This is a genomic window from Paenarthrobacter sp. NPDC090517 (assembly GCF_044769165.1).
Classification (GTDB): Bacteria; Actinomycetota; Actinomycetes; order Actinomycetales; family Micrococcaceae; genus Arthrobacter.
On record NZ_JBIVXN010000001.1, the window covers coordinates 337,243 to 363,338 of the forward strand.

A 26,096-nucleotide genomic window follows, 5' to 3' on the forward strand; every position below is an offset into this window, starting at 1 on the left:
CTTCCACTCACCGGCAAATCATGGTGGGCGGCGCGGCGCACAGCGTCGAAAAAGGGGCCGATGACTCCCCGCCATGGTGTGGTGGGCACCGCGAAGCGGGCGGGCGGGAGTCATCGGCCCCTTTTTTGAACTACTTAACGTCTTCGTCGACCCAATCCATGGATTTGGTTACGGCCTTCTTCCAGAGCCGCAGCTGACGCTCCTGCTCCTCTGCCGGCAGCTGCGGTTCCCAGCGCTTGTCTTCGTTCCAGTTTGCACTGAGCTCGCCGAGGTCTTTCCAGAATCCGACGGCGAGGCCGGCCGCGTAGGCAGCACCGAGGGCCGTGGTTTCCACCACCTTCGGGCGGACTACGGGCACGCCCAGGATGTCTGCCTGGAACTGCATGAGTGCCTCGTTGGCAACCATGCCGCCGTCGACCTTCAACTCGGTGAGCGGAACACCCGAGTCGGCGTTGACGGCGTCGAGTACTTCACGAGTCTGGAATGCAGTTGCTTCCAGTGCGGCGCGGGCAATGTGGCCCTTGTTGGCGAAACGGGTGAGTCCGACGATTGCACCGCGTGCGTCTGCACGCCAATACGGTGCGAACAGCCCGGAGAAGGCCGGCACGATGTAGACGCCGCCATTGTCCTCGACGGCGGCAGCCAAGTCCTCTACCTCAGGTGCGGAGCTGATCATGCCGAGGTTGTCGCGGAGCCACTGGATCAGGGACCCGGTGACGGCGATGGAGCCTTCGAGGGCGTAGTGCGGCTTGGCGTCGCCCAGCTTGTATCCGAGGGTGGTGAGCAGGCCGTTCTTGGAGTGAACGATTTCTTCGCCGGTGTTGAAGATCAGGAAGCAGCCGGTGCCGTAAGTGTTTTTGGCTTCGCCGGGCTGGAAAGCGGCCTGCCCGAAGGTTGCTGCCTGCTGGTCTCCAAGGATGCCGGCTACCGGCGTTTCGCGAAGCAGCTGCGAGGTGTGAACGTGGCCGTACACCTCGGAGGACGATTTGATGGCAGGCATCATGGAGGCCGGGACGCCGAAGACGTCCAGGATTTCCTGGTCCCATTGCAGTGTTTCGAGGTCCATGAACAGAGTCCTGGAAGCGTTGGTGACGTCGGTGACGTGCACGCCACCGTCAACACCGCCGGTCAGGTTCCAGAGAACCCAGGCATCGGTGTTGCCGAACAGGAGGTCGCCGGCTTCGGCACGTTCGCGGGCGCCTTCCACGTTGTCCAGAATCCATTTGATCTTGGTTCCCGAGAAGTATGTGGCCAAAGGCAGGCCGACCTTCTGTTTGAAGCGCTCCACTCCTCCATCCTGGGCCAGTTCATCCACGATGGGCTGGGTTCGGGTGTCCTGCCAGACGATGGCGTTGTAAACGGCCTCACCGGTGTTCTTGTCCCAAACGACAGCGGTTTCGCGCTGGTTGGTAATGCCGACGGCGGCAATGTCGTGCCGTGTCAGGTTTGCCTTGGACAGGGCGGAGGCGATGACTTCGCGGGTGTTGTTCCAGATTTCGGCAGGGTTGTGCTCCACCCAGCCGGCCTGCGGGAAGATCTGCTCGTGCTCCATCTGGCCAGTGGAGACAATGTTGCCCGTGTGATCGAAAACGATGGCGCGGGAGCTGGTGGTGCCTTGGTCGATGGCGATGACGTATTGATTCATGGTGACGTCCTTGTCTTTGTTGTTAGCTACTCAATTGGTTTGTCTACAACGTGTGGAGAGGTGATGCGAGGTATTGCAGGACTAGCCGGCGATTGCAGGCATGATGTCCGGTACCCAGAGGGCCACCACGCCTGCCAGCGCGCCGCCAACCAACGGTCCGACGACGGGGATCCAGGAGTAGGCCCAGTCGCTGGTGCCCTTGCCCTTGATGGGAAGGATGGCGTGGGCGATGCGGGGACCGAGGTCACGTGCAGGGTTGATGGCGTAACCGGTGGGGCCACCGAGGGAAACACCGATACCAACAACGAGCAGTGCGACTGCCAGCGGGCCGAGGCCCGAGGGGGTCCCGCCGAAGGTCAGGATGACGAAGACCAGGACGAACGTGCCGATGATTTCCGTGATGAGGTTCCACGGGGTGGAGCGGATGGCCGGACCGGTGGAGAAGGTGCCCAGCTTGTTCGCTGCGAGGGGCTCTTCATCGAAGTGCTGCTTGTAGGCGAGCCAGCAAACAACTGCACCCAGGAAAGCGCCGAGCAGTTCAGCGCCGAAGTACGTCAGGGTGGATGCGAAATCCACGGGAACGCCGGGGGCGTATTCTGCTTTTCCGTTGACCAACAGGCCAAGGGTGACGGCCGGGTTAAGGTGCGCACCGGACTTTGCGGCCACGAAAACGCCCGCGAAGACCGCAATACCCCAGCCCCACGTCACCATCAAGAATCCACCGTTGTTGCCCTTGGTGCCTTTGAGCGCAACGTTTGCCACGACGCCACAACCCAGCAGGGTCAGCATCATGGTTCCGAATACTTCGGAAAGGAAAACAATTCCAAGAGACATCTTTGACTCCTCATTTTCTGTTGTCAGCCTCCTCGCGGGTGAAGAGGCTGTTGGGACGGTTCCGTTGTCTCCGGAACCGTCCCGGTGTGGTGGTCCCCTGGCGGGCCCACCTACCCCATTCCGCCCCTGCCGCACATTGGGACGGTCAAGCTGTTTCCGCTGCTTGGTGTCAGGCTACGAGACTGTGCACGTCAACCTTGTGGAACCGTTGCAGTACTTCCTGGGCGTGGCGGATTTCCGCTTCGCGGGCAGCAGCATCCCAGCCGAGCGGCTCGGCCAACGCTGCTGCTATTTCATTGAGCAACTCCCCGGTGACGAGCCCACGGAACGCCAGCGACGTCCTGCGGATGAGGACATCAACCAGGTGCCCGATCTGCTCATGCTCGGCCATGAACGCCAGTTCCCGGACGCTCAGTTCGCGGGTGGAACGCAGCGGAGTGTCGTGTCCGGCATTCAGGTAATCGATGACGGCGTCTGCGCGCGTTCCGTACCGGGTCAGCAGCACGGCTACGCGGTCAGCGTCCAGGCCCGGCCCCATGTGCTTCTTGATCCATTCCTGCTCGCCCTGCTCAGTGGCAGGGAAGCCCGCGCCGCCGCCGATGGCGAGTTTCGCCGTCGAGACCTTGCGCTCCATGCCTAGTTCGCGGAGGACGTCATTGGTCATGTGCTCGGCCAGGGCGCGGAACGTGGTCCACTTGCCACCCACCAAGCTGAGGACGACGGCGGCCTTACCGCCTGGCGTTGCGACGGAGTCACTGCCGGTGCGGACGCTGCGTTCGATGCGATAGTCGCGTGAGACGAATCCCGGCTGCGTTTCGTCGTGGCGGGGCAACGGACGGACGCCGGCGAAACTGTAGACGATCTGTTCGCGCTCCACCTTGATGGTGGGAAACACGTGGCCGACCAGGTCGAAGAAGTAGTCGATTTCTTCTTCAGTGCACACGGCGTCTTCGGACATGTCAGCGTCCACGTCCGTGGTGCCTACCAACACCCGGTCGCCCATGGGGTAGATAAGGACAATGCGTCCGTCTGTGTGTTCAAAGAAGATTTCGCGGCCGTTGCACGCTGCCAGCAGTTCCGGATGGTCCAGGACGATGTGCGATCCCTTGGTGCCGCCCATGAACTTGCTCACGGCGCCCATAGCCTGGTTGGTGAGGTCCACCCAGGCGCCCGTGGTATTGACGATGACGTCAGCCTGGAAGTCGAATTCCTTGCCGGTCAATTCGTCACGAAGCCGGACTCCATCCGATCCCGTGGACACGAGCGAGACGTAGTTGCTGGCGCGGGCGCTGCCTCCCGGCAGTCCCCCGCCACGGCCTGCTTTCTCGCCGTCCTGCAGGACATCGAGGGTGAGGCGCTCCGGGTTATGGACCGAGGCATCGAAGTATGTAGCTGCATACTTGATACCGGAGTGGAGTTTGGGAAGCTCGGCCAGGGCCTTGGTCCGGCCACGGAACTGGTGGCGGGGTACGCTGCCGCCGTCGCGGGAGAAGAAGTCGTACATGCTCAGGCCAACCTTAATCAGGAACGCGCCGCGCTCCTTGGGCTTGCCTTGCTTGTGGGTGAGGAAGCGCATGGGTGCTGACAGGATGCCGGAGAAAGTGCTGAAGATCGGAATGGTGGTCTGCAGTGGCTTCACGTAGTGCGGCGCGATCTTCAGGAGCCTGTTGCGCTCGACCACGGATTCCTGGACCAGGCGGAATTCGCCGTTTTCGAGGTAGCGGATGCCGCCATGGATCATGTGGGAGGAGGCGCCACTGGCACCTTGGCAGTAGTCACCGCGTTCAACAAGTGCGACGTCGACACCCTGGAGGGCGAGATCGCGGAACGTTCCGACACCATTGATGCCACCGCCGATGATGAGTACCTTGGCCGAAGGCCGCTCCTGCAGTGCAACGACGGAGTCGCGCTGTGAGGTACCGGAAATCCTGTTGTGTCCCAAAACTGCTCCCTTGGGCTTGGTTCGTGCGCCGCGCCACTCGCTGCTGCACCGTTCACCACTAATCTGGCGAAGGTGGAAAATGGAGTCAAGCTATTTGCACAAACGTGCAGTAAGGAAATGAGATGGGACGATCACGTCATTCGGATGCACTCCGGGCTGCACAGATGTACTACCTGCAGGACCTGACCATGGATGCGATTGCCCGGGAGCTGAGGACATCCCGGTCCACGGTGTCCAGGCTGTTGTCTTCCGCGAGGGAAACGGGTCTGGTTCAGGTCCAGATTCGAAGCCCTTTCGATACCGGTCCTGAGCTGGAAAGCCAGATCCGAAACCAGTACGGCGTGGATGTCCACGTGGTTCCGGTACTGGACACACTCAACGAAGCAGAGACCCTGGACCGCGTAGCCATGCAGGCTGCACGGACAATCGGACCCTTGGTGGACTCGAATGCCATCATAGGAGTGGCCTGGGGTGCGACGCTCAGCGCGGTCAGCAGGCACCTCACGCGTAAGGTGACCCACGACAGCATCGTGGTCCAGCTCAATGGCGCCGGCAACATGCAAACCACCGGCATTACGTATGCCAGTGACATCATGCGCCGCTTCGGCAGTGCGTACGGCGCCCGCGTGGAACAGTTCCCTGTTCCGGCGTTTTTTGATCATGCCTCCACCAAGACCGCCATGTGGAATGAGCGCAGCGTTCAACGCATCCTGGACCTGCAGGCCCGGATGAGCATCGCTATCTTCGGCGTCGGATCTGTGGACTCTGACTACCCGAGCCATGTCTATGCCGGCGGTTACCTCGATGAACACGACCTCTCCATGCTGGCCGCAGACGATGTTGTGGGCGATGTAGCGACGGTCTTCTTCCGGAGTGATGGTTCCTCTGACGGCATCACCTTGAATGAGAGGTCAACTGGTCCCAGCCATGAACAATTGCGGCAGGTCAGGCGACGGATCTGCGTGGTCTCCGGGGCATCCAAGATCAATGGCCTCCAAGGAGCCCTGGCTGCGGGACTTGCGACGGACCTCATTCTGGACGAAGCCTCAGCCCGACGCCTGGTGAGTTTCAATGGCCATTCCTGAAGCAATCGTGCAAGGAATGGGTAGAGTCGTTGCTATGAGATCCCCATCCAAGCTGACATCGAACAGGCTGGCACTAAACAACGGCGTTCAGATGGATCGCGTGGGATACGGGCTCTACAAAGTTCCCGCCAAAGACGCAGAAGCCTTGGTAGCAACAGCTTTGGGTGAGGGCTACCGCCGGTTTGATACTGCCGCGATGTACGGCAACGAAGTCGGGGTGGGCCGCGCCCTCGGCGGTGCCATCGGTGATGCCGCGGAAGCCAACAGAGGTACCGGTGGTTCCGGCGAGTCGGTACACGCGCTGGCGCGCGAAGACCTCTTCGTTACCACCAAGGTCTGGAACGATGATCAGGGCTACGACGCGACACTACGGGCGTTCGACACGTCAATCGCGAACCTCGGACTTGATTACGTGGACCTCTACCTCATCCATTGGCCGTGTGCCGGCCGGGGATTGTTCGTGGAAAGCTACAAGGCTATGGAAACCCTTTACAGGGAGGGGAAAGTCCGGGCCATAGGTGTTTCAAATTTCCAGCCCGGACACCTCGATGAGCTTATGCAAAAAGCAGAGGTTGTTCCGGCAGTGAACCAGATAGAACTGCACCCCTGGTTGCAGCAGACCAGATTGCGGACACTGCACGAGCAACTCGGAATCCGTACCGAGGCGTGGAGCCCCCTCGGCCGCGGCCAAGTCCTGGCTGACCCCGCAATCGTCTCGCTATCAGAAAAGTACGGCCGGACTCCGGCCCAGGTCATTTTGCGGTGGCATCTTCAGCTGGGGAACCTGGTCATTCCCAAGGCAAGCTCGGCGGGACGGATCAAGGAAAACATCGCCGTCTTCGATTTTGAATTGGAAGCCGGGGATATGGACGGCATAGCAGCACTCGAACGCCACCATCGGACCGGGTCCCACCCGGACAACGTGAACTAGGAATAAACGAATGGACAATGTGGACACCGCTCACTCCCCGCAGGGTGCGCAGGCCCCCAGCGAATTCTTCAGCGATTCCTTGCCGGGGCGGACGCATGCATCGGAGGTTGAGGTGGATGGCAGCAAGGTGGCGTACTGGACCTATGAACCGGTCACCCGCAGTCCCATGACCCGCACCATCCTGGTGGTCCATGGTTTTCGGGGTGACCACCACGGGTTACTGCGCGTAGCCGACCAACTACCCGGGATGCGGATCATCATGCCGGACTTGCCGGCCTTCGGAAGCTCGGAGCCTTTCGTCCAGGACGAACACAGCGTTGAGCGATATGGAAAGTTCATCTCCGGTTTCATGGCCGCGCTCGACTTGGATGACGAGACTGTGCTGCTGGGCCACTCCTTCGGCTCAATCGTCGCCAGTCACTTTGCCGCCGCGAACCCCGGAGCCATCTATCCGCTGATCCTGATCAACCCCATTGCTGCGCCCGCTTTGGAAGGCCCCAAGGGCATCATGACCAAGCTTGCGGTGCTGTACTACCAGGCGTCTGCCAAGCTTCCCCGCCGGCTTGGACTAGCGGTCCTTCGGAATCGGGTGATCGTTCGCATCATGAGCATCACCATGGCCAAAACCAAGGACAAAGCCCTGCGCCGTTTCATCCACGGCCAGCACGATGCCTATTTCAGCGCCTTCGCCGACAGGAAAAGCCTGCTCGAATCGTTCAAGGCCTCAGTCTCGGGCAACGTGGCGGAAGTGGCCGGGAAACTAACACTTCCCGTGCTGCTGATCGCCGGAGAAAAAGACGAGATCGCCACTCTTCCCAACCAGCACAAACTCATGAAGCGACTACCTGACGCCAAGCTGGAAGTAATTCCTGACGTCGGACATCTCATCCACTATGAGACGCCGGTTCCGGCCGCTGAAGCAATCCGTACCTTCCTGGAGGAACATCCCGCGTGAAAATTGTCATCGACGCCCGCTTTACCCGAACGGACCATCACGATGGCATTAGCCGCTACGGTTCCAGCCTCATAGCCGCAACGTCCAAAATTGCCGATGTCACCATGCTCATCAGTGACAAGCGTCAACTGGCACTTCTGCCGGACGTCCCGTATGTGATGCTCAACAGCCCGCTGTCCCCCATGGAATTGTTCGTCTCCCGCAAAGTCAACCCCCTTGGTGCTGACGTGGTGGTGTGTCCCATGCAGACCATGGGCACCCTGGGGCGCCGCTACGGACTCGTGCTTACCCTCCACGACCTCATTTACTATGAGCACCCAACTCCCCCGGGCTTCCTGCCAGCCCCTGTGCGCCTTCTCTGGAGGCTTTACCACAAGGCGTTCTGGCCGCAGCGTGTCCTCCTGAATCGCGCGGACATCGTGGCCACCATCAGCCGCACCACTGAAGCCCTCATGGCCAAGTACAAACTCACCAAACGTCCCGTGCGCATTGTGGGCAACGCACCCCAACCCGGCCAAACGCCCCGCGATCCTGGAGCCGGCGCAGACAAGTCCCTCCTCTATATGGGTTCGTTCATGCCCTACAAGAACGTGGAAACCATGATCCGGGGCATGTCCGGACTGCACGATTACACGTTGCATTTGCTTAGCCGGATTACCCCTGAGCGCAAAGCTGAGTTGGAGGCGTTGGTCCCCGACGGAGCCAAAGTCCTGTTCCACAACGGTGTCACTGACGCCGAGTACGACGAACTCTTGCTGCGGGCCACCGCGCTAATCAGCCTGTCCCGGGCCGAAGGGTACGGTTTGCCGTTGGTGGAGGCCATGGCCCTGGGTACCCCCGTTATCGCAAGCGATATTCCGATTTTCCGGGAGGTGGGTGGTGACGCCGTCAGCTACGTACAACCTGAGTCGCACACGGAATTCGCCGCCGCTGTCACGGCACTTGCCGACGACGCGCTTTGGCAGCAACGCTCCCGCAAATCAGTGGAGCGCGCTGCAGAATTCAACTGGGACGAATCGGCACGGCAGCTCCTGGCTGCGGCGGAAGAAGTCGTGGCCCGGCGTAAACGGAAGGTCTAGCCCCGGGCCCCGGACGGACTTGGATAAAGGACGTCAACCCTGCCTTAGAGGACGTCAACCCCATCCAGTCGCAGCTGCACCGGGCCCGACGACCGTTTGGCGGCATTTGCTACCTTCACGGCCCGCATGGCACGCGTGGTTTCCGCGGCGTCAGCGTAGGGAATGAAGTAGAGCGTCCTGACCTCTGCTTCGCTCTCAGCAGCTGACAACTGGGCACCGCCGAACAGCTGCACGGGTGCAGGCCCGGCGCTACGGAGTTTGGTGTCGAGCGCGGCGCTGGCCTCGAACGCTTCTGCGAAATGCACGACGTCGGCCCTTGCGCCCGTGACGGAGGCCACCCTGACCGCCGGGGGTAACTGGAGTTCCTTCCGAAGGGCCAGTTCGCGTGATGCGTAGCCGGAGGCGTCCCACCGCACCAGTGCTCCCGTCGCCGCGGTATCGTCCGCGGTAATCACCACGAGTCCGCCTTGGCCCGCCGGCTTCACGAGGGAGGCGGCATTGAACCACCGGCGAACAGTGTCCTCTCCCGCCCGCAGGTTCTCCCGCCGGAGCAGCGAGTTGCCGTCCAACAGCAGGGCAGCCGCGTAACCGTTTGGTGCCACCGGCTCGGCACCCACCGTAGCGACTACCAGTGCGGGTGCATCCGGGACTGTTGCCTTGATGTGTTCGCCGGAGGACGTCACCACGGCCTTGCCGGGGAAAGCCCGCCCCAGCTCCTCGGCAGTCCGCATGACTCCAGCCGCACCACGGCGCAGCTTTGTCCCACTGCAGTGGGTGCAACGCCATTGAGGAGCGGGGGTGGAGCACCACCGACATGCCGGCATCGCGGAACTGCTGGACACGGCCAGGGGCCCCTGGCAGGCGTTGCAGCGCGCCAGTTCCCGGCACGTCTCGCACACCAAGGACGGGGCGTACCCGGCCCTGGCCACCTGAACCAGGACAGGCCCGCGTTCCAGGCCGTCCTTGGCCGCCCGCCACGCTGCTCCGGGCAAACGGGCAATGCGGGCCAGCGGATCACGTTCTTGCTCGAAGCTGTCAGCCGTGTTGAGAACCCTGGGCGCCGTGGCGCGGACTGTAGTGCGCGGCGCTTCGATGGGCACCGCCCACTTCATTTCAACGAGGCGTTGGAGTTCGGTGCTGCGGCTATGGGAGGCCATAAGGCAGGCGGCGTTCTCCTGCTCGGCCCGAAGCAGAAGGACCTCCCTGCTGTGGGCATAGGGAGCCCTTTGCTCAATGTGGAGGTCGTCGCCGTCGTCCCAGCACACCACCAAGCCAAGGTCACGCACAGGAGCATATGCCGCCGAACGAGTGCCGATAGCAACTCCTGCGGAGCCGCTTAGAAGCCGCAGGAAATTCCTGTAACGGGGAGTTTGTCCATCATCCGCCGTTAGCCGCGCAACGTCGGACGCGGGCAGGACCTTGGCCAGTGCAGCCTCCAACTGCTCAAGATCCCGATAATCCGGTACCACCACCACTGCTCCGCGCCCGGAGGCCCGCACAACAGCCACAGCAGAGGCCACGAGGGCCGGCCAACCATCACGTCCGAAACCCTGCAGAGCAGTGAGGACTGCTTTGGGCGAACCTCCGCTGGCCAGGTGCTGCAGGTAAGCCGCCCCGTTCGCGTAGGAGGCCCAGGCATGGGCATCCGTGGCTGGCTTCAGGTCCACTATGCCGGCATCGAAATCTCCAGCCAGCAGTTCCTTCTCAACCTTCGCTACCCGTGGAGGGATCGCCGTCCTGAGGACATCGCTCAACGTTCCGGCGTAACGGGCAGCGACAGTCCCGGCAAGCTCCATAGTGGCCGGAGTCAGGACGGCTACGGAGGAAACCAGCTTATGGAGCGGAGTCAGGGGGTGGGCCGCATCGGAACCCGCGCGGCGCTCAGCAATGTAACCGTTAAGTTCCTGGCCATTGAACTTCACTTTCACCCGGACGCCGGGGACCGCAGTTTCAGCGAGATCGGCAGGAACACTGTAATCAAAGGGCCTGTCGAGGTGCGGCACGGATGACTCCAGCACCACACGGGCCACCGGATTCTCCGACGCCAAGGGCGGTCCGTTGACCGGTGCCCTATCTGGAAATCCCTGAAGCAGCGAAGGCTGAAGCAAGGACTGTTGGGCCTCGTGTCCTGCCATGCTCTTCACCTCCCGGTCATTGCACAAACTCATTCCAAGGGAACGCTTCTACACACCTCAACGCAGGATGCCCACAGCGGGATCGACCCGCTGCGGGCATCTCTCTGGCACCAGCCAATCACGGGCCACCGACAAAAACAGCGGCCAACGACACAACAAGTCAGGCGTTGAAGTATTCCTTCAGGTCGGCCACCCGGTCCAGGCGTTCCCACGTGAAGTCGGGTTCGTCGCGACCAAAGTGACCGTGCGCCGCCGTCTTGGTGTAAATGGGCCGCTTGAGGTCAAGGGCATCAATGATGGCGCGGGGACGGAGGTCGAACAGTTCGTCAATGGCTTCGCTGATGCGCGCCGGGTCAACAGTTTCGGTGCCGAAGGTCTCAACGTATGTTCCAACAGGGCGTGCCTGGCCGATCGCGTAAGCAATCTGAATTTCAGCGCGCTTGGCCAGTCCCGCGGCTACCACGTTCTTGGCAACCCAGCGCATGGCGTAGGCGGCTGAGCGGTCCACCTTGGACGGATCCTTGCCGGAGAAGGCGCCACCGCCGTGGCGGGAGAAGCCACCGTAGGTGTCCACGATGATCTTGCGGCCAGTGAGGCCGGCGTCGCCTACCGGACCGCCGATAACGAAGGCGCCGGCAGGGTTGAGAATATTTGCCGTGCGGGCAATGTCCAAGTTGGACGCCGACATCACAGGGTCAATCACGTAGCTGGCGAGGTCCGCGCGAAGCTGCTCAAGGCTTGCTTCTTCTGCGTGCTGGCTGGAGATGACCACAGTTTCCACGGAAACCGGCCTGTCGCCGTCGTACCCTACCGTAACCTGTGTCTTGCCATCCGGGCGGAGGTAAGCCAGCTCGCCGTTCTTGCGGACTTCGGTGAGGCGTTCGGACAAACGGTGTGCCAGCCAGATGGGAGTGGGCATGTAGGACGCCGTCTCGTCGCTGGCGTAACCAAACATGATGCCCTGATCGCCTGCGCCCTGGAGGTCGTAGTCGTCCTCCTGGCGGCCCTCGCGGGCCTCGAGAGAGTTGAACACGCCGCCGGCGATGTCGTTGGACTGCTGCCCGATTGAAACGGACACGCCACAGCGGGCTCCGTCAAAGCCGTTGGCGGACGAGTCGTACCCAATGCCAAGGATGGTCTCGCGGACAATCTGCGGAATTTCCACATAAGCGTCGGTGGTGACCTCGCCCGCCACGTGCACCAGGCCGGTGGTGGCCATGGTTTCAACAGCCACGCGGGATTCGGGATCAGCGGCCAGCAGCGCGTCCAGAATGGCATCGCTGATTTGGTCGCAGATCTTGTCCGGGTGCCCTTCAGTGACCGACTCGGAAGTGAAGAGCCGGAGCTTGGACGGGGTGCCATGGTGTTCATGGTGCAGCGGTAAAGTCACTCGACCACCTTACTGGGTTGCGGGACGGCGGCATCTGCCGTGTGTCCCTTTGCTAAGAATTCGGGTGTGGGCTCAGTTACAAAGCAGGAAAGACCCGTGTGAGTTCGGCGCCCACCCTGTCAATGACGGCCGCGGCGACGTCGGCTTTGGAGCCGGCAGTCGACTGCGGTTCAGCTCCGTGGCCGGAAAGGATGACCACGGAATTGTCATCCTGCCCGAATACCCGGCCAACGCCCACCTGATTAACCACGAGGAGGTCGCAGCCCTTGCGCTTGAGCTTGGCCGCCGCGTGTTCCAGGACATCGCCCTGGGCGTCGCCCGTTTCGGCCGCGAAACCAACAATCAGCTGGTGGCTGCCCTCGGCGTTGCGGCGTTCCACGAGCTCATGCAGGATGTCCGGGTTACGGATCAACCGCACAACGGGCGCATCCTCGCCGTCGACCTTCTTGATCTTTGTGTCCGAAACTTGTGCCGGACGGAAGTCAGCCACGGCAGCGGCCATAATGACGACGTCGGAGTCAACGGCCGCTTCCAGCGCAGCCTCCCGCAGTTCCAAAGCTGATTCAACGCGAACCAGCTCGACGCCGGCAGGCGGCTCGACGTCCATGTGGGCTGCGAGGAATCTCACAGTTGCCCCGGCAGCCAGGGCTGCAGCAGCGAGAGCGACCCCCTGCTTTCCCGAGGACCGGTTGCCCAGGAAACGGACAGGGTCCAGCGCCTCCCTGGTCCCGCCTGCGGAAATGGTGAAGGTACGGCCGGCCAAGGATGCGTTTGCGGCGGGCTGAGCCTTCGCTTCGCCCACGGAGGCCTCGGCCAGCGCCATGGCAGCGGCAAAGATTGCTTCCGGCTCGGGCAATCGGCCGGGACCCGAGTCAGTACCCGTCAGGCGACCCGAGGCAGGCTCGAGCACCGTCACGCCACGGCTGCGCAACGTCTCAGCATTGGCCTGGGTGGCGGCATGCTGCCACATTTCAGTGTGCATCGCAGGAGCGAACAGAACAGGCCCATGGGCCATGAGGAGCGTGTTGGTGAGGAGGTCTCCAGCTTGTCCGGTTGCTGCCTTAGCCAGGAGGTCGGCCGTGGCAGGAGCAACCACGATCAGGTCAGCCTCGTGTCCCAAACGGACATGGTTGACCTTCTCAACGTCGTCGAAGACGCTATTGCTCACGGGATTTCCGGAGAGGGCTTCCCACGTGGCCACTCCGACGAATCGGGTTGCGGCTTCCGTAGGAATGACCGTCACCTTGTGACCGGCTTCAGTAAAAAGCCGGAGGAGCGATGCAACCTTGTAGGCTGCGATCCCTCCCCCGACTCCGAGGACTATGCGCACGTGACCTCCGTCAACAGGCAGTCTTTGTTATTCGGCGGGCTCGATCGGCGTGGAAACCAGAAGGCCTTCGTTGATCTCGCGGAGTGCGATGGACAGCGACTTCTCGTTCAGCTTGGTGTCGACCAGCGGGCCGACATACTCGAACAGGCCCTCGTGCAGCTGTGCATAGTAGGCGTTGATCTGGCGGGCGCGCTTGGCGCCGAAGATGACCAGGCCGTACTTGGAATCAGCAGCCTCAAGCAGCGAATCGATCGGCGGGTTGATGATGCCTTCAAGGTTCGTGGACACGAATTCTCCAAATTTTAGCGGGCCAACAAATGCAAGCGCTTAGCGCTGGTGCGGGGTAAGCCCCATGAGTGAAACAAGCTCGTCCGCTGCCCGGCGAACGTCGTCATTGATGACGGTGTGGTCAAACTCCGGTTCAGCAGCAAGTTCCAGTTTAGCGGTTTCCAGCCTGCGCTGCTGTTCCTCGGGAGTTTCCGTGCCGCGGCCCACCAGGCGACGGACCATTTCGTCCCAGCTGGGCGGTGCCAGGAACACGAAATTCGCGTCCGGAACGGCAGCTTTGACTTGTCGCGCGCCTTGGAGGTCGATCTCCAGCAACACTGACTTCCCGTCGGCAATGGCCGCGTCAACGGTACTGCGAAGTGTCCCATAGCGGTTCTGCCCATGAACAACAGCCCACTCCAGCAATTCACCTTCAGCCACCAGCGAGTCAAACTCCTCGGCGGATTTGAAGAAGTAGTGAACGCCATCCTTTTCACCCGGACGCGCAGCCCGGGTGGTTGCCGAGACCGAGAGCCAAACCTCTGGATAGTTGTCCCTGATGTAGGTGGATACGGTTCCCTTGCCAACGGCGGTGGGGCCTGCAAGGACAGTCAGTCCGGGTTTCTTGCTCACGGATTCCTTCGGGGAGATGCGTCAAACGCTTTGCTGGGTATCCATAAAATCTACCAGCGCCCGGGCCTGATGAATTCCCAGGCCCCTGATACGCCGGGATCCTGCAATGCCAATTTCCGCCATAATCCCCGCAGCCCTGACGGGCCCAATACCCGGCAGGGCCTCCAGCAACTCCACTACCCGCATTCGCGCAATCGCTTCATCCGTTGAACCGGAAGAAATCAGCTCCGCAACGCTCACTTCACCGCGCTTGAGTTTTTCCTTGGCAGCAGCACGCACGGCCCGCGCCTTGGCAGCCTTTTCAAGCGCATCGGAACGTTCCTGCGGTGTCAGCTCTTTAAGGCCCACTGCCAAACCCCTGTCAGATCGCAATTGTGATCCAGATCACGCGGACTGATCCTGAACCTACCGGCAGGGGCCGCGTTGCGCAATGAGGGTAGCCAACTTACTCTGAGCGAAGCCCGGCCAGCGTCTCTTCCGTTGCGGCACGAAGGCCGGCCAGGGACGGACCAGCGGACAGGATCCCCCGGCTGGAGGTCGCCAGGACACTCGGGTATGCGGCGCCAAACGTCGCCCGAAGATCGGCCGGAGTTGCGCCCTGGGCACCCAGGCCCGGAGCAAGGATCGCCCCGCGGACAGGGTCGAGGTGGATGTCCAGATCCTCAAGCGCGGAACCGATAGTGGCTCCCACAACCAAGCCAACAGAGCCAAGGGAGCCCTCGTACCGCTGGTTCTCGGCTGCAGCTGCGGCCACGATCCTGCGCGCCACGGAGTCGCCTCCGCCAACATGCTGGACAGACTTTCCTTCAGGGTTCGATGTCAGTGCAAGCACAAATACTCCCCTGCCGTATTGCGCAGCAAGATCCAAAGCGGGGCGCAGCGACTCAAAGCCAAGATAAGGGCTCAGTGTCACGGAGTCAGCAGCCAAGGAGGAACCATCCCGCAGCCAGGCATCGGCATACGCCGCCATGGTTGAGCCGATGTCCCCGCGCTTCGCATCAGCGATGCTGAGCACGCCTGCCTCCGTGCAGGCTGTCAGGATGCGCTCCAGGACTGCCATGCCGGCGGAGCCGTGACGCTCATAGAGTGCCACCTGCGGCTTGACCGCGGCAGCGAGGGAAGCCACGGCCTCCACTACTGTGAGCGAAAAGCGTTCCAGTCCCGCGGCGTCGTCGTTCAATCCCCATTCAGCCAAAAGCTGCGGGTGCGGATCGATTCCAACGCACAGCGGACCGCGCGAGGCCATGGCCGCAGCCAGCCGGGAGCCAAAGGACTCCCCGGCCGGCTGCTGCTCTTGCTGTGGTGAAGCAGACTCAGGCATTGGCTGCTTCCATTGCGGCTGCCAGGTTGGCTGCGTGCTCCTGCAGGCTGGTCACGGACCATTCGTAGGTGCGCAGTGCCTCAATGGCCTGCACTGCGGCGTTGAACTCGGCAACGGTGGTGATGCAGGGAATGCCGATGGACGTTGCCGCGGCACGGAGTTCGTATCCGTCGCTGCGGGCTTCGCCGCCGGAGGGCGTGTTGAAGACCATGTCGATCTCGCCGGCGATGACCAGATCCGCAATGGTGCCTTCGCCTTCGGCACTGCTGCCTTCGGCAACCTTGCGGACCGGAGTCGCCTGGATGCCGTTGCGCCGCAGGACGTCAGCCGTGCCACCGGTGGAGACGATCTCGAAGCCCAGGTCCGACAGGCGCTTGACGCCCATGATTACCGAGCGCTTGTCACGGTTGGCTACGGAGACGAAGATCTTGCCCTCGGTGGGCAGCGCGTTGTTCGCAGCCGCCTGGCTCTTGGCGAAGGCGGTGTCAAAGTGCTTGTCGATGCCCATGACTTCACCAGTGGAGCGCATTTCCGGGCCGAGCAGGGAATCTACAACCTTGCCTTCAGGAGTACGGAAGCGGCTGAAGGGAAGGACCGCTTCCTTGACGGCAACCGGGGCGTCCAACGGGAGGGTGGAGCCGTCACCCGTTTCCGGAAGCATCTTGTAGGCGCCGCGGAGCTGGTTGATGGTCACACCCGTACCGATAAGGGCAGCCGCCTTGGCCATCTGCACACCCGTTGCCTTGGAAACGAACGGAACTGTGCGGGAAGCGCGCGGGTTGGCTTCAAGGACGTACAAGACGTCGGAAGCCAGTGCGAACTGGATGTTGATGAGGCCGCGGACACCCACACCTTCAGCGATGGCACGGGTTGCCGTGCGCACGCGCTCGATCACGTTGTTGCCCAACGTAATCGGAGGAAGCACACAAGCGGAGTCACCCGAGTGGATACCGGCTTCTTCGATGTGTTCCATGATGCCGCCGAGGTACATGTCAGTGCCGTCGAAGAGAGCGTCGACGTCGATTTCAACCGCATCTTCGAGGAAGCGGTCAATCAGCACCGGGTGGTCCGTGGTGATTTCCGTAGCGTTGGCGATGTAGCGGGAGAGGTTCGCTTCGTCGTACACGATCTCCATGCCACGGCCGCCCAGGACGTAAGACGGGCGGACCAGCACCGGATAGCCGATTTCGTCGGCGATCTTTTTGGCGTCCTCGAAGGAAACGGCGGTGCCGTTCTTCGGGGAAGTCAGGCCGGCTTCGTCCAGGACCCGGGCGAAAGCGCCTCGGTGCTCGGCGAGGTCGATTGCTTCCGGTGAGGTGCCCAGGATCGGAACACCGGCGTCGGCGAGCTGCTGCGCGAGCTTCAGCGGGGTCTGGCCGCCGAGCTGCACGAAGACACCCATGACGCCACCGGTGCGCTCCTCAGCGGCGATGACCTCGAGGACGTCCTCAAGGGTCAGCGGCTCGAAGTAAAGGCGCGTGGAAACGTCGTAGTCGGTGGAGACGGTCTCGGGGTTGCAGTTGACCATGACGGTTTCGTAGCCGGCCTTGCGGAGCGCCATGGAGGCGTGGACGCAGGAGTAGTCGAACTCGATGCCCTGGCCAATGCGGTTCGGCCCTGAACCCAGGATGATGACGGAGGGCTTGGCGTGCAGGCCTACCTCATCTTCCTCGTCGTAGGACGAGTAGTGGTACGGGGTGTAAGCGGCAAACTCAGCGGCACAGGTGTCCACCGTCTTGTAGACCGGACGAATGCCCAGGGCCTGGCGGACGCCGCGGACCACTGCCTCGTTGTTGTGCGTCAAGGCACCGATCTGCTCGTCGGAGAAGCCGTGGCGTTTGGCGTTGCGCAGCATTTCTTCGGTGAGCACGCCGGCCTTGCGGATCTCCTGCGCGGTCTCGTTGAGGAGCTGCAGCTGGTCCAGGAACCAGGGGTCGATCTTGGTAGCTTCGAAAACGTCTTCCACCGTGGCGCCACCCAGGAGCGCACGCTGCACCTGGTGCAGGCGGTCCGTCGTGGGTCGCTTGGCCTTCTCGATGAGTTCGGCAACCTCGTACTCCGGCACGGAGCTGAAGTCCAACTGCGAGCCTTTCTGCTCCAATGAGCGAAGGGCTTTCTGCAGGGCTTCTGTGAAGTTGCGGCCCATTGCCATGGCTTCGCCAACGGACTTCATGGTGGTTGTTAGCGTGTTGTCGGCTGCCGGGAACTTCTCGAAGGCAAAACGCGGAACCTTGACCACTACGTAGTCCAACGTGGGCTCGAAGGAAGCCGGCGTCTTCTGGGTGATGTCGTTCGGGATCTCGTCCAGTGTGTAACCGAGGGAGAGCTTGGTTGCGATCTTGGCAATGGCGAAGCCCGTTGCCTTGGATGCCAGCGCGGAGGAACGGGATACGCGCGGGTTCATTTCGATGACCACTACGCGGCCCGTGGCTGGGTCGATGGCGAACTGGATGTTGCAGCCACCGGTGTCCACGCCTACTTCACGGATAACGGCGATGGAAACGTCGCGGAGCTTCTGGTACTCGCGGTCCGTGAGGGTTAGTGCCGGAGCAACCGTGATGGAGTCACCGGTGTGGACGCCCACGGGGTCGAAGTTCTCGATGGAGCAGACAACAACGACGTTATCGTTCTTGTCGCGCATCATTTCAAGCTCGTACTCTTTCCAGCCGAGAATGCTCTCTTCGAGCAGGACCTCGGTGGTGGGGCTGTACTGGAGGCCCTGGCCGACGATACGGCGAAGGTCGTCCTCGTTGTAAGCCAGACCTGAGCCCAGGCCACCCATGGTGAAGGACGGCCGGACCACCATGGGGTAGCCGAGGTCCTCAGCAGCAGCGAAGGCCTCTTCCATGGTGTGGATGATGTGGCTGCGTGCGGACTCCGCGCCACAACGCTCCACAACACCCTTGAACTTCTCGCGGTCTTCCCCGAGCTCAATGGCAGCAATGTTCGCGCCAATGAGTTCCACGTTGTACTTCTCCAGCACACCGTTCTTGTCCAATGCGATGGCAGTGTTCAGGGCCGTCTGGCCACCCAAGGTGGGCAGGATGGCGTCCGGACGCTCCTTGGCGATGATCTTCTCCACCACCTCAGGGGTGATGGGCTCAACGTAGGTGGCATCGGCGAACTCGGGGTCCGTCATGATGGTGGCCGGGTTGGAGTTTACGAGGATGACCCGCAGGCCCTCCTCCTTGAGGACGCGAAGTGCCTGGGTACCGGAGTAGTCGAACTCGGCCGCCTGGCCAATGACGATGGGGCCGGAACCGATGACAAGGACGCTCTTGAGATCTGTACGCTTGGGCATTACTTCTTGTCCTCAGTCTTGGAGTCGGTGGAGTTGGCGCCTGTGGCCTTGGACTTGGTATCGGCCATGAGGTCGATGAAGCGGTCGAAGAGGTAGGCAGCATCGTGCGGTCCGGCCGCAGCTTCGGGGTGGTACTGGACCGAGAACGCCGGGATGTCGAGGCAGGCGAGTCCTTCAACGACGTCGTCGTTCAACGAAACGTGGCTGACTTCCACGCGACCGAAGCGCTCTTCCGGCGCCACGGTGGAACCGTTCAGCGGCGCGTCAACAGCGAAGCCGTGGTTCTGCGAGGTGATTTCCACCTTGCCGGTCCGGCGGTCCATCACCGGCTGGTTGATGCCCCGGTGGCCGTAACGGAGCTTGTAGGTGCCGAAGCCCAGGGCACGTCCCAGGATCTGGTTACCGAAGCAGATGCCGAAGTACGGGAGTTTCTCGTCGAGCACCGAGCGCAGCAGCGAAACCTGGTGGTCTGCCGTAGCGGGGTCGCCGGGTCCGTTGGACATGAAGAAGCCGTCAGGCTTGACCGCGTTGACGTCCTCCAGGGTGGAAGTGGCTGGCAAAACGTGCACGCGCACGCCGCGCTCAGCGAAGCGCACCGGAGTCATTGCCTTGATACCAAGGTCAACGGCAGCGATGGAGAAGCGGGGCTCGCCTTCCCAGCCGTGGTCCTTGGGCTCCACGACGTAGGCCTCGTCAATGGAGACTTCCTCAGCCAGTGCTGCGCCTTCCATGGGCGCGCTGGCCAGGACGGCGTCCAGCAGTTCCTTGTCGGTGGCCTGCGCGGCCTCGCCGGAGAAAATACCTGCGCGCATGGTCTTGTGCTCGCGGAGGTGGCGCGTGATGGCGCGGGTGTCTACGCCCTGGATGCCAACGATTCCCTGCTCCACCAGTTCATCATCGAGGCTTCGTTCAGAGCGCCAGTTTGAGGGGCGGCGGGCGGCGTCGCGCACAATGTATCCGGCTACCCAGATGCGGCGGGACTCAGCGTCTTCGCTGTTGACGCCCGTGTTGCCGATGTGCGGCGCAGTCTGGACCACCAGCTGGCGCGCATAGGAGGGGTCAGTGATGGTCTCCTGGTAGCCGGTCATGCCGGTGGCGAAGACGGCCTCACCAAGAGCGGTTCCCTGGGCTCCGTAACTGCGGCCGCGGAACATGCGGCCGTCTTCGAGCACGAGTACTGCTGCTGAGGGGGTGGGTGTGGTGGCTGCTTTACTATCCGTCACTTTATTACTTTCCACTATCGGCATCTGCCTGAGGGGCTGCGGAGATCAAATCCTGGAGGGCTTCGAGGAGGAGCTGCTTGTCGGTTGCGTGCCTGGAACGGAACCCGGTGTCGAGTTCCCGGGCTCCAAGCTTCCAGTTGATAACCAGGAGTCCGTCCTTTTCGACGAATTTCCCGGCCATACCGTTGGCTTCGCGGCTGTCCATCAGGGCGGCTCGCGGGATGAACACAGGGGCGGCACCGGATCGGTCGAACAGCACGCCTTCTGTGTGGATGCTCAGTTCGGCATTGGTCCGGATGCCCAGGCCTTGCACTGCGATTCGGTCCAGCCAGTCGCCCGCCGTGGTGGTGGCCACGTATTGGCCGTCTGCGACCACGGTTGCCGGCGTCAGCTGCTCCGGCACCTCGGGAAGGCGCTCGACGTCGGCTTGTCGCCTCAGCCGGTTGCGCCATCCCAACCAGATCATCGCCAGGACGACGACGATCAGCGGCACCGTGATGAGCACGGTCAGTGTTTGGTTGTCCATTAGCTGCTGCTGACTGCCGGGTACCTGTACGGCGTGTTGAGCTGTCCGCCGAGTACGGTTGGGTGGCCCTTGAAGAAAGTAGCCACCACGGAGCCGGGCAGCTCTTTGCCCTTGAACGGTGAATTGCGGCCCATGGTTGCCATTTTATGGGGGTCAACGGTCCAACGCGCAGCCGGGTCCACCAGGATGACGTTGGCAGGCTCGCCAGCCTCAAGCGGACGGCCCTGATCAGCCACACGGCCAATGGCTGCCGGCGTGAAGGAGGTAACCCTGGCGAAGTCGGCCCAGGTCATGAGGCCGGTTTCGATCATGGTCTCCTGGACCACGGACAGGGCGGTTTCAAGGCCGGTCATGCCCATGGCTGCCTGCGCCCATTCACATTCCTTGTGCTCGCTGGGGTGCGGAGCGTGATCGGTTCCCACGACGTCGATGGTGCCGTCTGCCAAGCCCTCACGGAGCGCTTGAACGTCGGCGTCTGTACGCAGCGGCGGGTTGACCTTGTAGACGGGGTCGTAGCTACGGACCAGCTCATCAGTGAGGAGCAAGTGGTGAGGGGTGACCTCGGCAGTGACGTTGATTCCACGCGCCTTCGCCCAGCGAACGATTTCCACGGAACCCGCCGTAGAGACGTGGCATACGTGGAGACGGGAACCAACATGCTGGGCAAGCAGGACATCGCGGGCAATGATGCTTTCCTCAGCGACAGCCGGCCAGCCGGTGAGTCCCAGCACCGCGGAAACAGCACCTTCGTTCATCTGTGCACCAGCGGTGAGGCGCGGCTCCTGAGCGTGCTGGGCCACCACGCCGTCGAACGCTTTGACGTATTCCAAAGCCCTGCGCATGAGTACGGGATCGTGGACGCAGATGCCGTCGTCGGAGAACATCCGAACCTGGGCACGGGAGTCCGCCATGGCCCCCAGCTCGGCGAGCTGCTCCCCCGCCAAGCCCACCGTCACTGCACCGACAGGGCGCACATCAACCCAACCGGAGGCGCGGCCCAGGCTGTGAACCTGCTCCACGACGCCCGCGGTGTCTGCCACGGGGTTGCTGTTGGCCATGGCGTGGACCGCAGTGAAGCCACCAAGTGCAGCGGCCCGAGTACCGGTTTCCACGGTTTCGGCGTCTTCGCGGCCGGGTTCACGCAAGTGGGTGTGAACGTCCACCATGCCGGGCAGGGCGACGAGGCCGTGAGCATCGATGACTGTTGCGTCGTCAGCTGTCAGATCCTTGCCGCGTGCTTCGATAACGCCGTCACGGATCAAGAGGTCTTCAGCTTCGCCGCCGAGGATGGCGGCCCCACGAATCAGGTAGGTGTTCTCGGCCATCAGTTGGTCTCCTTGCTGGACTGGCTTACGTTCGGGGCGGCTTCGCGGGTGTCCCCGGAGAGCAGCAGGTAGAGGGCGGCCATTCGGACCGAGACACCATTGCGCACCTGCGCGAGCACGGTGGAACGCGGTGAATCGGCAGCCGCAGAAGATATCTCCAACCCCCGGTTCATGGGGCCGGGATGCATGATGATGGTGTCCTTCATACCGAGGTCGTCCAGCGTCCGGAGCCTGGCGTCATCGAAACCCCAGCGGCGCGAGTACTCGCGGGTCGAGGGGAAGAACGAGGCGTTCATGCGCTCACCCTGGACACGCAGCATCATCATGGCGTCGATGCCTGCTTCCAGCGTCTCGTCCAGGTTGTAACTGACCTTGCAAGGCCAGTGCTCGACGCCGATGGGCAGTAGGGTGGGCGGCGCTACCAGGGTGACCTCGGCGCCAAGGGTCTTAAGCAACCAAACGTTGGATCGGGCGACGCGGGAGTGCAGGACATCCCCGGCAATTGCTACCCGCATGCCCTTGAGGGCTGCTCCCGTGGATTCGATGCCGTTGACCTGGGACCAATGCCGACGCATGGTGAAAGCGTCCAGCAGTGCCTGGGTCGGGTGCTCGTGGGTGCCGTCGCCAGCATTGATGACAGCTGCGTCAATCCAGTCAGTGGCAGCGAGCCGGTGTGGCGCGCCGGAAGCCCAGTGGCGGATGACGACGGCATCCGCCCCCATGGCTGCGAGTGTCTGCGCCGTGTCCTTGAGGGACTCACCTTTGGAAACCGAGGATCCCTTGGCGGCGAAGTTGATGACATCAGCCGACAGGCGTTTGGCCGCGGCTTCAAAAGAGATACGGGTACGGGTGGAGTCTTCGAAGAAAAGGTTAACCACGGTGCGGCCGCGCAGAGCCGGTAGCTTCTTTACTTCACGCTCGCCGACTGCGGACATTTCCTCAGCCGTGTCCAGAACACGAATGGCGTCGAAGAGGCTGAGGTTTTCGGTGGAAAGGAGGTGCTTCACTTGCCGGCCTCAATTACTACCTCGTTGACGGGCATGCCGTCCACGGTGTCAATCTCTTCGAGGTGGACGCGGACCTTTTCGGATGAAGAAGTGGGCAGGTTCTTGCCCACGTGGTCTGCACGGATGGGAAGCTCGCGGTGGCCGCGGTCCACCAGCACAGCCAAGCGGACGATCCGCGGGCGGCCAAGGTCAACCAAAGCGTCCAACGCGGCGCGAATGGTCCGGCCCGAATAGAGAACGTCGTCGATCAGGACAACAACCTTGTTGTCGATCCCGGACAACGGAAGCCGTGTGTGGCGTGGGGGACGCGTGGGCTGATGGGAGAGGTCGTCACGGAACATGGTGACATCCAGCTGGCCGACCATCGTCTCGGCGTTCACCGTGGGGTCGGCGGCTGCGATTTTGTTGGCAAGCCGCACTGCCAAAGGATAGCCGCGACTGGGAATGCCCAACAGGACAAGGTCCTGGGAGCCTTTGTTGGCTTCGAGGATCTCGTGGGCGATACGAGTGAGCGCACGATCAATGTCCGCCTGATTGAGAACAACCCGCGACGGCACATGCGCTGAAGTGACTTCAGTCATCGCTCGTCTCCCCTTTCCCCGCCTCACGGGACGGAATTAAAAAAGGAATATTTGCTTTTCCAAGCTACCACAGGGACTCTTTCCCGCCTCACCGGGGACGATACCGAAGCGCGAGTTTAAGCTCACACTCCGCGCTGTGGAATAGGCTCTTGCCCATGACCATGAACCACCACGGCCAGCCCTATCCGCGGCCATATCTGGAACCTGGCGCCAACCCCACATGGATTGGCCGTGTGCAGCCGGGGAACTATCAACCGGCACCTGGTAATCCCACATCCCTCCCCCGGCAAACATGGGCGATGCCACCCGCACCGCAGGGTCGGAAGTCCTGGGGCATGCTGCCACTGCTCATTGTGGGAACCGTACTGGTCCTCGGCAGCCTGTTGCTGGTGGTGCCGTTCCTTCTAGGCAACACGGGCATTGCCGGTTTCGTGATCGGGTTCATCGCCTCCCTCATTCCGCTGTCCGTGGTGCTGTTGACCGTACGCCTGATCGATCGCTGGGAACCGGAGCCAAAGAGGCTCCTGTGGTTCGCGTTCACCTGGGGTGCCGCGGTCTCCATTGCCGGGACGCTGCTCATCCAGCCCGTCTTTGCGCTTGCAGCCCCAACGTCCAGCGAAGAAGCTTTCGCCTACTTCATGGCCACGGTCCAAGCCCCCATCGTTGAAGAGTTCACCAAGTCCCTGGGGTTGTTGGTCCTGATCCTGGCAGCACGCAAGTACTTTGATGGACCGGTAGACGGGGTGGTCTTCGCATTCACCATTGCCGCGGGCTTTGCCTTCACGGAGAACATCCTCTACTTTGGACGCGAGATAGCCTCCTCCACCGATCCAGGCACCGACTTGGTCCGAATATTTATCCTCCGCGGCGTCATGTCACCGTTCGCCCACGCCGTGTTCACGGGGACAACCGGACTGATCATGGGCTTCGCAGCCCGGAAATGGCACTCGGGCTATGCCGTCCTGGCCTTCTTCATCGGTTTGCTACCCGCAATGTTCCTGCACAACCGCTGGAACAGCATGGGGCAGAACTTCCTGGTGGAGTACTTCGTGGTCCAGGTGCCGATCTTCCTGATCGCGGCTGCAGGCATCATTCTTCTCCGCGTTGCTGAAGGAAAACTCACCCGCCAACGGCTCCTCGAGTATGCACGGGCAGGCTGGTTCACGCCAGCCGAGGTGGAAATGCTGGCCACGTCCCGAGGCAGGCGGCAGGCTGTTCGTTGGGCGTCGTCGCGCGGCCGTGGGAACCAGATGAAATCGTTCATCAAAGAGGCCACAGCATTGGCGTTTACCCGGCAGCGCATCCTCAGCGGCCGCGACGTCCACGTCCACCAGCACGATGAACTGGAGCACCTGCGCAGCATCCCCTCTCTCAGGGCGGCGGTGCTTCAGTAGCGCAGAAGACCTACCAGCAGTAAAAAGGACCCGCATCCTGTGGATGCGGGTCCTATTTACACATGTCTGCTTATGCGAGAAGTGACGGCTTGAGCTTCTGCAAGCGGCCAAGCAGTCCGTTGATGAAGGCCGGGGACTCGTCAGTGGACATTGTCTTGGCAAGGGCCACAGCTTCGCTGACAGCTACGCCGTCCGGAACTTCATCATTGTAGAGAAGTTCCCACGCACCGATACGAAGGATGATGCGGTCTACGGACGGCATACGCTCCAGCGTCCAGCCCTGGGCGTAGGTCTCCAGGAATTCATCGATGGTTGCCTGCATGGAAACAACACCCTCCACGATTTCCACCGTGTACGGGTTGATGACAAGATCGGTCTTCTCCCGGCGCGCTGTCATCGCGTCGAAAGCCGAAACGGAGCGCTGCTCCGCCTCGAAAAGTACTTCGAGCGCCCTGCTACGGGCTTTACCGCGTGCGCTCACTAGTCGTTGACCCGGCCCAAGTAGCTGCCGTCGCGGGTATCTACTTTGACCTTGGTGCCCTGCTCAACGAACAGTGGAACCTGGATTTCGTAGCCCGTCTCCACAGTTGCGGGCTTGGTGCCTGCCGAGGAGCGGTCGCCCTGAAGACCCGGCTCCGTGTAGGTGATTTCGAGGACAACGCTCGGGGGCAATTCGATGTACAGCGGCGTGCCCTCGTGGATGGCAATGTTAACCATCTGGTTCTCGAGCATGAAATTGGTGGCGTCACCTACGGTGGCACCGGACACGGTGATCTGGTCGTAGTCCTGGGTGTCCATGAAGACGAAATCTTCGCCGTCCTGGTACAGGTACTGGTAGTCACGGCGGTCAACCGTTGCGGTTTCGATCTTCAGGCCGGCGTTGAAGGTCTTATCGACCACCTTGCCGGACATGACGTTGCGCATCTTGGTGCGGACAAAGGCGCCGCCCTTGCCCGGCTTGACGTGCTGGAACTCAATGATGTTCCAGAGCTGGCCCTCGAGCTTCAGTACGGTCCCGTTCTTGATGTCGTTTGTGGTTGCCACTCGTATCCTCTGGTTTCTCTCACTGGTTCAAGCTGCCAGTTTGTCTATGCCAAGCAGGCATGCCAAACGGCCGGCCAGCGCGTATTTATCAAAAATCCAAGAACCATTCTACCGGCAAATACGGTTATGGCTTGCGAGCTGCGTCTCC

At 61.9% G+C, this 26,096-nt stretch carries 23 protein-coding genes; 5 read left to right on the forward strand and 18 right to left on the reverse strand.

What is annotated here, in order from left to right; translation table 11 throughout:
- Positions 1-130: 130 nt before the first annotated feature.
- From glpK to ACIQTW_RS01550, 3 genes are all read right to left on the reverse strand, one after another.
- Positions 131-1,645, reverse strand: a complete 1,515-nt coding sequence (glpK, locus tag ACIQTW_RS01540) for a glycerol kinase GlpK (protein WP_402932941.1) — start codon at positions 1,643-1,645, stop codon at positions 131-133.
- Between the two features lie 81 nt (positions 1,646-1,726).
- On the reverse strand, positions 1,727-2,479 hold the full coding sequence (locus ACIQTW_RS01545; RefSeq protein WP_402932944.1) for an MIP/aquaporin family protein: 753 nt from the start codon (positions 2,477-2,479) through the stop codon (positions 1,727-1,729).
- A 169-nt stretch (positions 2,480-2,648) separates the two neighbouring features.
- Positions 2,649-4,421: a glycerol-3-phosphate dehydrogenase/oxidase gene (locus ACIQTW_RS01550; RefSeq protein ID WP_402932947.1), complete on the reverse strand. Its 1,773-nt coding sequence runs from the start codon at positions 4,419-4,421 to the stop codon at positions 2,649-2,651.
- Positions 4,422-4,543: 122 nt separating this feature from the next.
- Here ACIQTW_RS01550 and ACIQTW_RS01555 point away from each other — a divergent pair, with 122 nt between their 5' ends.
- Genes ACIQTW_RS01555 through ACIQTW_RS01570 form a run of 4 tightly spaced genes read left to right on the forward strand, consistent with a single transcriptional unit; the run spans position 4,544 to position 8,471 of the window.
- Entirely contained in the window at positions 4,544-5,506 is a 963-nt protein-coding gene (locus ACIQTW_RS01555) for a sugar-binding transcriptional regulator (protein ID WP_402932949.1), read from the forward strand.
- A 34-nt stretch (positions 5,507-5,540) separates the two neighbouring features.
- Positions 5,541-6,437: an aldo/keto reductase gene (locus ACIQTW_RS01560; protein ID WP_402932952.1), complete on the forward strand. Its 897-nt coding sequence runs from the start codon at positions 5,541-5,543 to the stop codon at positions 6,435-6,437.
- Between the two features lie 10 nt (positions 6,438-6,447).
- Positions 6,448-7,392: an alpha/beta fold hydrolase gene (locus tag ACIQTW_RS01565; RefSeq protein ID WP_402932955.1), complete on the forward strand. Its 945-nt coding sequence runs from the start codon at positions 6,448-6,450 to the stop codon at positions 7,390-7,392.
- A complete protein-coding gene (locus ACIQTW_RS01570; RefSeq protein ID WP_402932958.1) occupies positions 7,389-8,471 on the forward strand; it encodes a glycosyltransferase family 4 protein in 1,083 nt (360 codons plus the stop codon). The genes ACIQTW_RS01565 and ACIQTW_RS01570 overlap by 4 nt, the downstream gene beginning before the upstream one ends.
- 44 nt (positions 8,472-8,515) lie before the next feature.
- On the opposite strand, the gene ACIQTW_RS01575 is transcribed toward ACIQTW_RS01570, so the two are convergent.
- From ACIQTW_RS01575 to pyrR, 13 genes are all read right to left on the reverse strand, one after another.
- A complete protein-coding gene (locus ACIQTW_RS01575; protein ID WP_402932961.1) occupies positions 8,516-10,606 on the reverse strand; it encodes a primosomal protein N' in 2,091 nt (696 codons plus the stop codon).
- A gap of 160 nt (positions 10,607-10,766) precedes the next feature.
- Positions 10,767-11,996, reverse strand: a complete 1,230-nt coding sequence (gene metK / locus ACIQTW_RS01580; protein ID WP_017197561.1) for a methionine adenosyltransferase — start codon at positions 11,994-11,996, stop codon at positions 10,767-10,769.
- Between the two features lie 76 nt (positions 11,997-12,072).
- Complete coding sequence (gene coaBC / locus ACIQTW_RS01585; RefSeq protein ID WP_402932966.1) at positions 12,073-13,326, reverse strand: bifunctional phosphopantothenoylcysteine decarboxylase/phosphopantothenate--cysteine ligase CoaBC; 1,254 nt, start codon at positions 13,324-13,326, stop codon at positions 12,073-12,075.
- 27 nt (positions 13,327-13,353) lie between these two features.
- Positions 13,354-13,614, reverse strand: coding sequence for a DNA-directed RNA polymerase subunit omega (rpoZ, locus tag ACIQTW_RS01590; RefSeq protein ID WP_017197559.1), 261 nt, complete (start codon positions 13,612-13,614; stop codon positions 13,354-13,356).
- A gap of 39 nt (positions 13,615-13,653) precedes the next feature.
- Positions 13,654-14,226: a guanylate kinase gene (gene gmk, locus ACIQTW_RS01595; RefSeq protein ID WP_011774946.1), complete on the reverse strand. Its 573-nt coding sequence runs from the start codon at positions 14,224-14,226 to the stop codon at positions 13,654-13,656.
- A gap of 21 nt (positions 14,227-14,247) precedes the next feature.
- On the reverse strand, positions 14,248-14,574 hold the full coding sequence (gene mihF, locus ACIQTW_RS01600) for an integration host factor, actinobacterial type (RefSeq protein ID WP_309075522.1): 327 nt from the start codon (positions 14,572-14,574) through the stop codon (positions 14,248-14,250).
- Between the two features lie 97 nt (positions 14,575-14,671).
- Positions 14,672-15,547 (reverse strand): orotidine-5'-phosphate decarboxylase, encoded by an 876-nt coding sequence (pyrF, locus tag ACIQTW_RS01605; RefSeq protein WP_402932972.1) that lies wholly within the window; start codon positions 15,545-15,547, stop codon positions 14,672-14,674.
- Complete coding sequence (carB, locus tag ACIQTW_RS01610) at positions 15,540-18,848, reverse strand: carbamoyl-phosphate synthase large subunit (RefSeq protein WP_402932975.1); 3,309 nt, start codon at positions 18,846-18,848, stop codon at positions 15,540-15,542. The genes pyrF and carB overlap by 8 nt, the downstream gene beginning before the upstream one ends.
- Positions 18,848-20,095, reverse strand: coding sequence for a glutamine-hydrolyzing carbamoyl-phosphate synthase small subunit (gene carA, locus ACIQTW_RS01615; RefSeq protein ID WP_091467809.1), 1,248 nt, complete (start codon positions 20,093-20,095; stop codon positions 18,848-18,850). Before carA ends, carB begins: the two co-directional genes overlap by 1 nt.
- Positions 20,076-20,597: a hypothetical protein gene (locus tag ACIQTW_RS01620; RefSeq protein WP_402932979.1), complete on the reverse strand. Its 522-nt coding sequence runs from the start codon at positions 20,595-20,597 to the stop codon at positions 20,076-20,078. Before ACIQTW_RS01620 ends, carA begins: the two co-directional genes overlap by 20 nt.
- Entirely contained in the window at positions 20,597-21,922 is a 1,326-nt protein-coding gene (locus ACIQTW_RS01625; RefSeq protein ID WP_402932981.1) for a dihydroorotase, read from the reverse strand. Before ACIQTW_RS01625 ends, ACIQTW_RS01620 begins: the two co-directional genes overlap by 1 nt.
- Positions 21,922-22,929 (reverse strand): aspartate carbamoyltransferase catalytic subunit, encoded by a 1,008-nt coding sequence (locus ACIQTW_RS01630; RefSeq protein ID WP_402932984.1) that lies wholly within the window; start codon positions 22,927-22,929, stop codon positions 21,922-21,924. The genes ACIQTW_RS01625 and ACIQTW_RS01630 overlap by 1 nt, the downstream gene beginning before the upstream one ends.
- On the reverse strand, positions 22,926-23,510 hold the full coding sequence (gene pyrR / locus ACIQTW_RS01635) for a bifunctional pyr operon transcriptional regulator/uracil phosphoribosyltransferase PyrR (protein WP_402932986.1): 585 nt from the start codon (positions 23,508-23,510) through the stop codon (positions 22,926-22,928). The genes ACIQTW_RS01630 and pyrR overlap by 4 nt, the downstream gene beginning before the upstream one ends.
- A gap of 155 nt (positions 23,511-23,665) precedes the next feature.
- Between pyrR and ACIQTW_RS01640 the strand changes: the two genes are divergently transcribed.
- Entirely contained in the window at positions 23,666-24,904 is a 1,239-nt protein-coding gene (locus tag ACIQTW_RS01640) for a PrsW family intramembrane metalloprotease (protein WP_402932989.1), read from the forward strand.
- A gap of 70 nt (positions 24,905-24,974) precedes the next feature.
- On the opposite strand, the gene nusB is transcribed toward ACIQTW_RS01640, so the two are convergent.
- Positions 24,975-25,385 (reverse strand): transcription antitermination factor NusB, encoded by a 411-nt coding sequence (gene nusB, locus ACIQTW_RS01645; protein ID WP_018777735.1) that lies wholly within the window; start codon positions 25,383-25,385, stop codon positions 24,975-24,977.
- Positions 25,385-25,948 (reverse strand): elongation factor P, encoded by a 564-nt coding sequence (gene efp, locus ACIQTW_RS01650; RefSeq protein WP_011774957.1) that lies wholly within the window; start codon positions 25,946-25,948, stop codon positions 25,385-25,387. The genes nusB and efp overlap by 1 nt, the downstream gene beginning before the upstream one ends.
- Between the last annotated feature and the right edge of the window lie 148 nt (positions 25,949-26,096).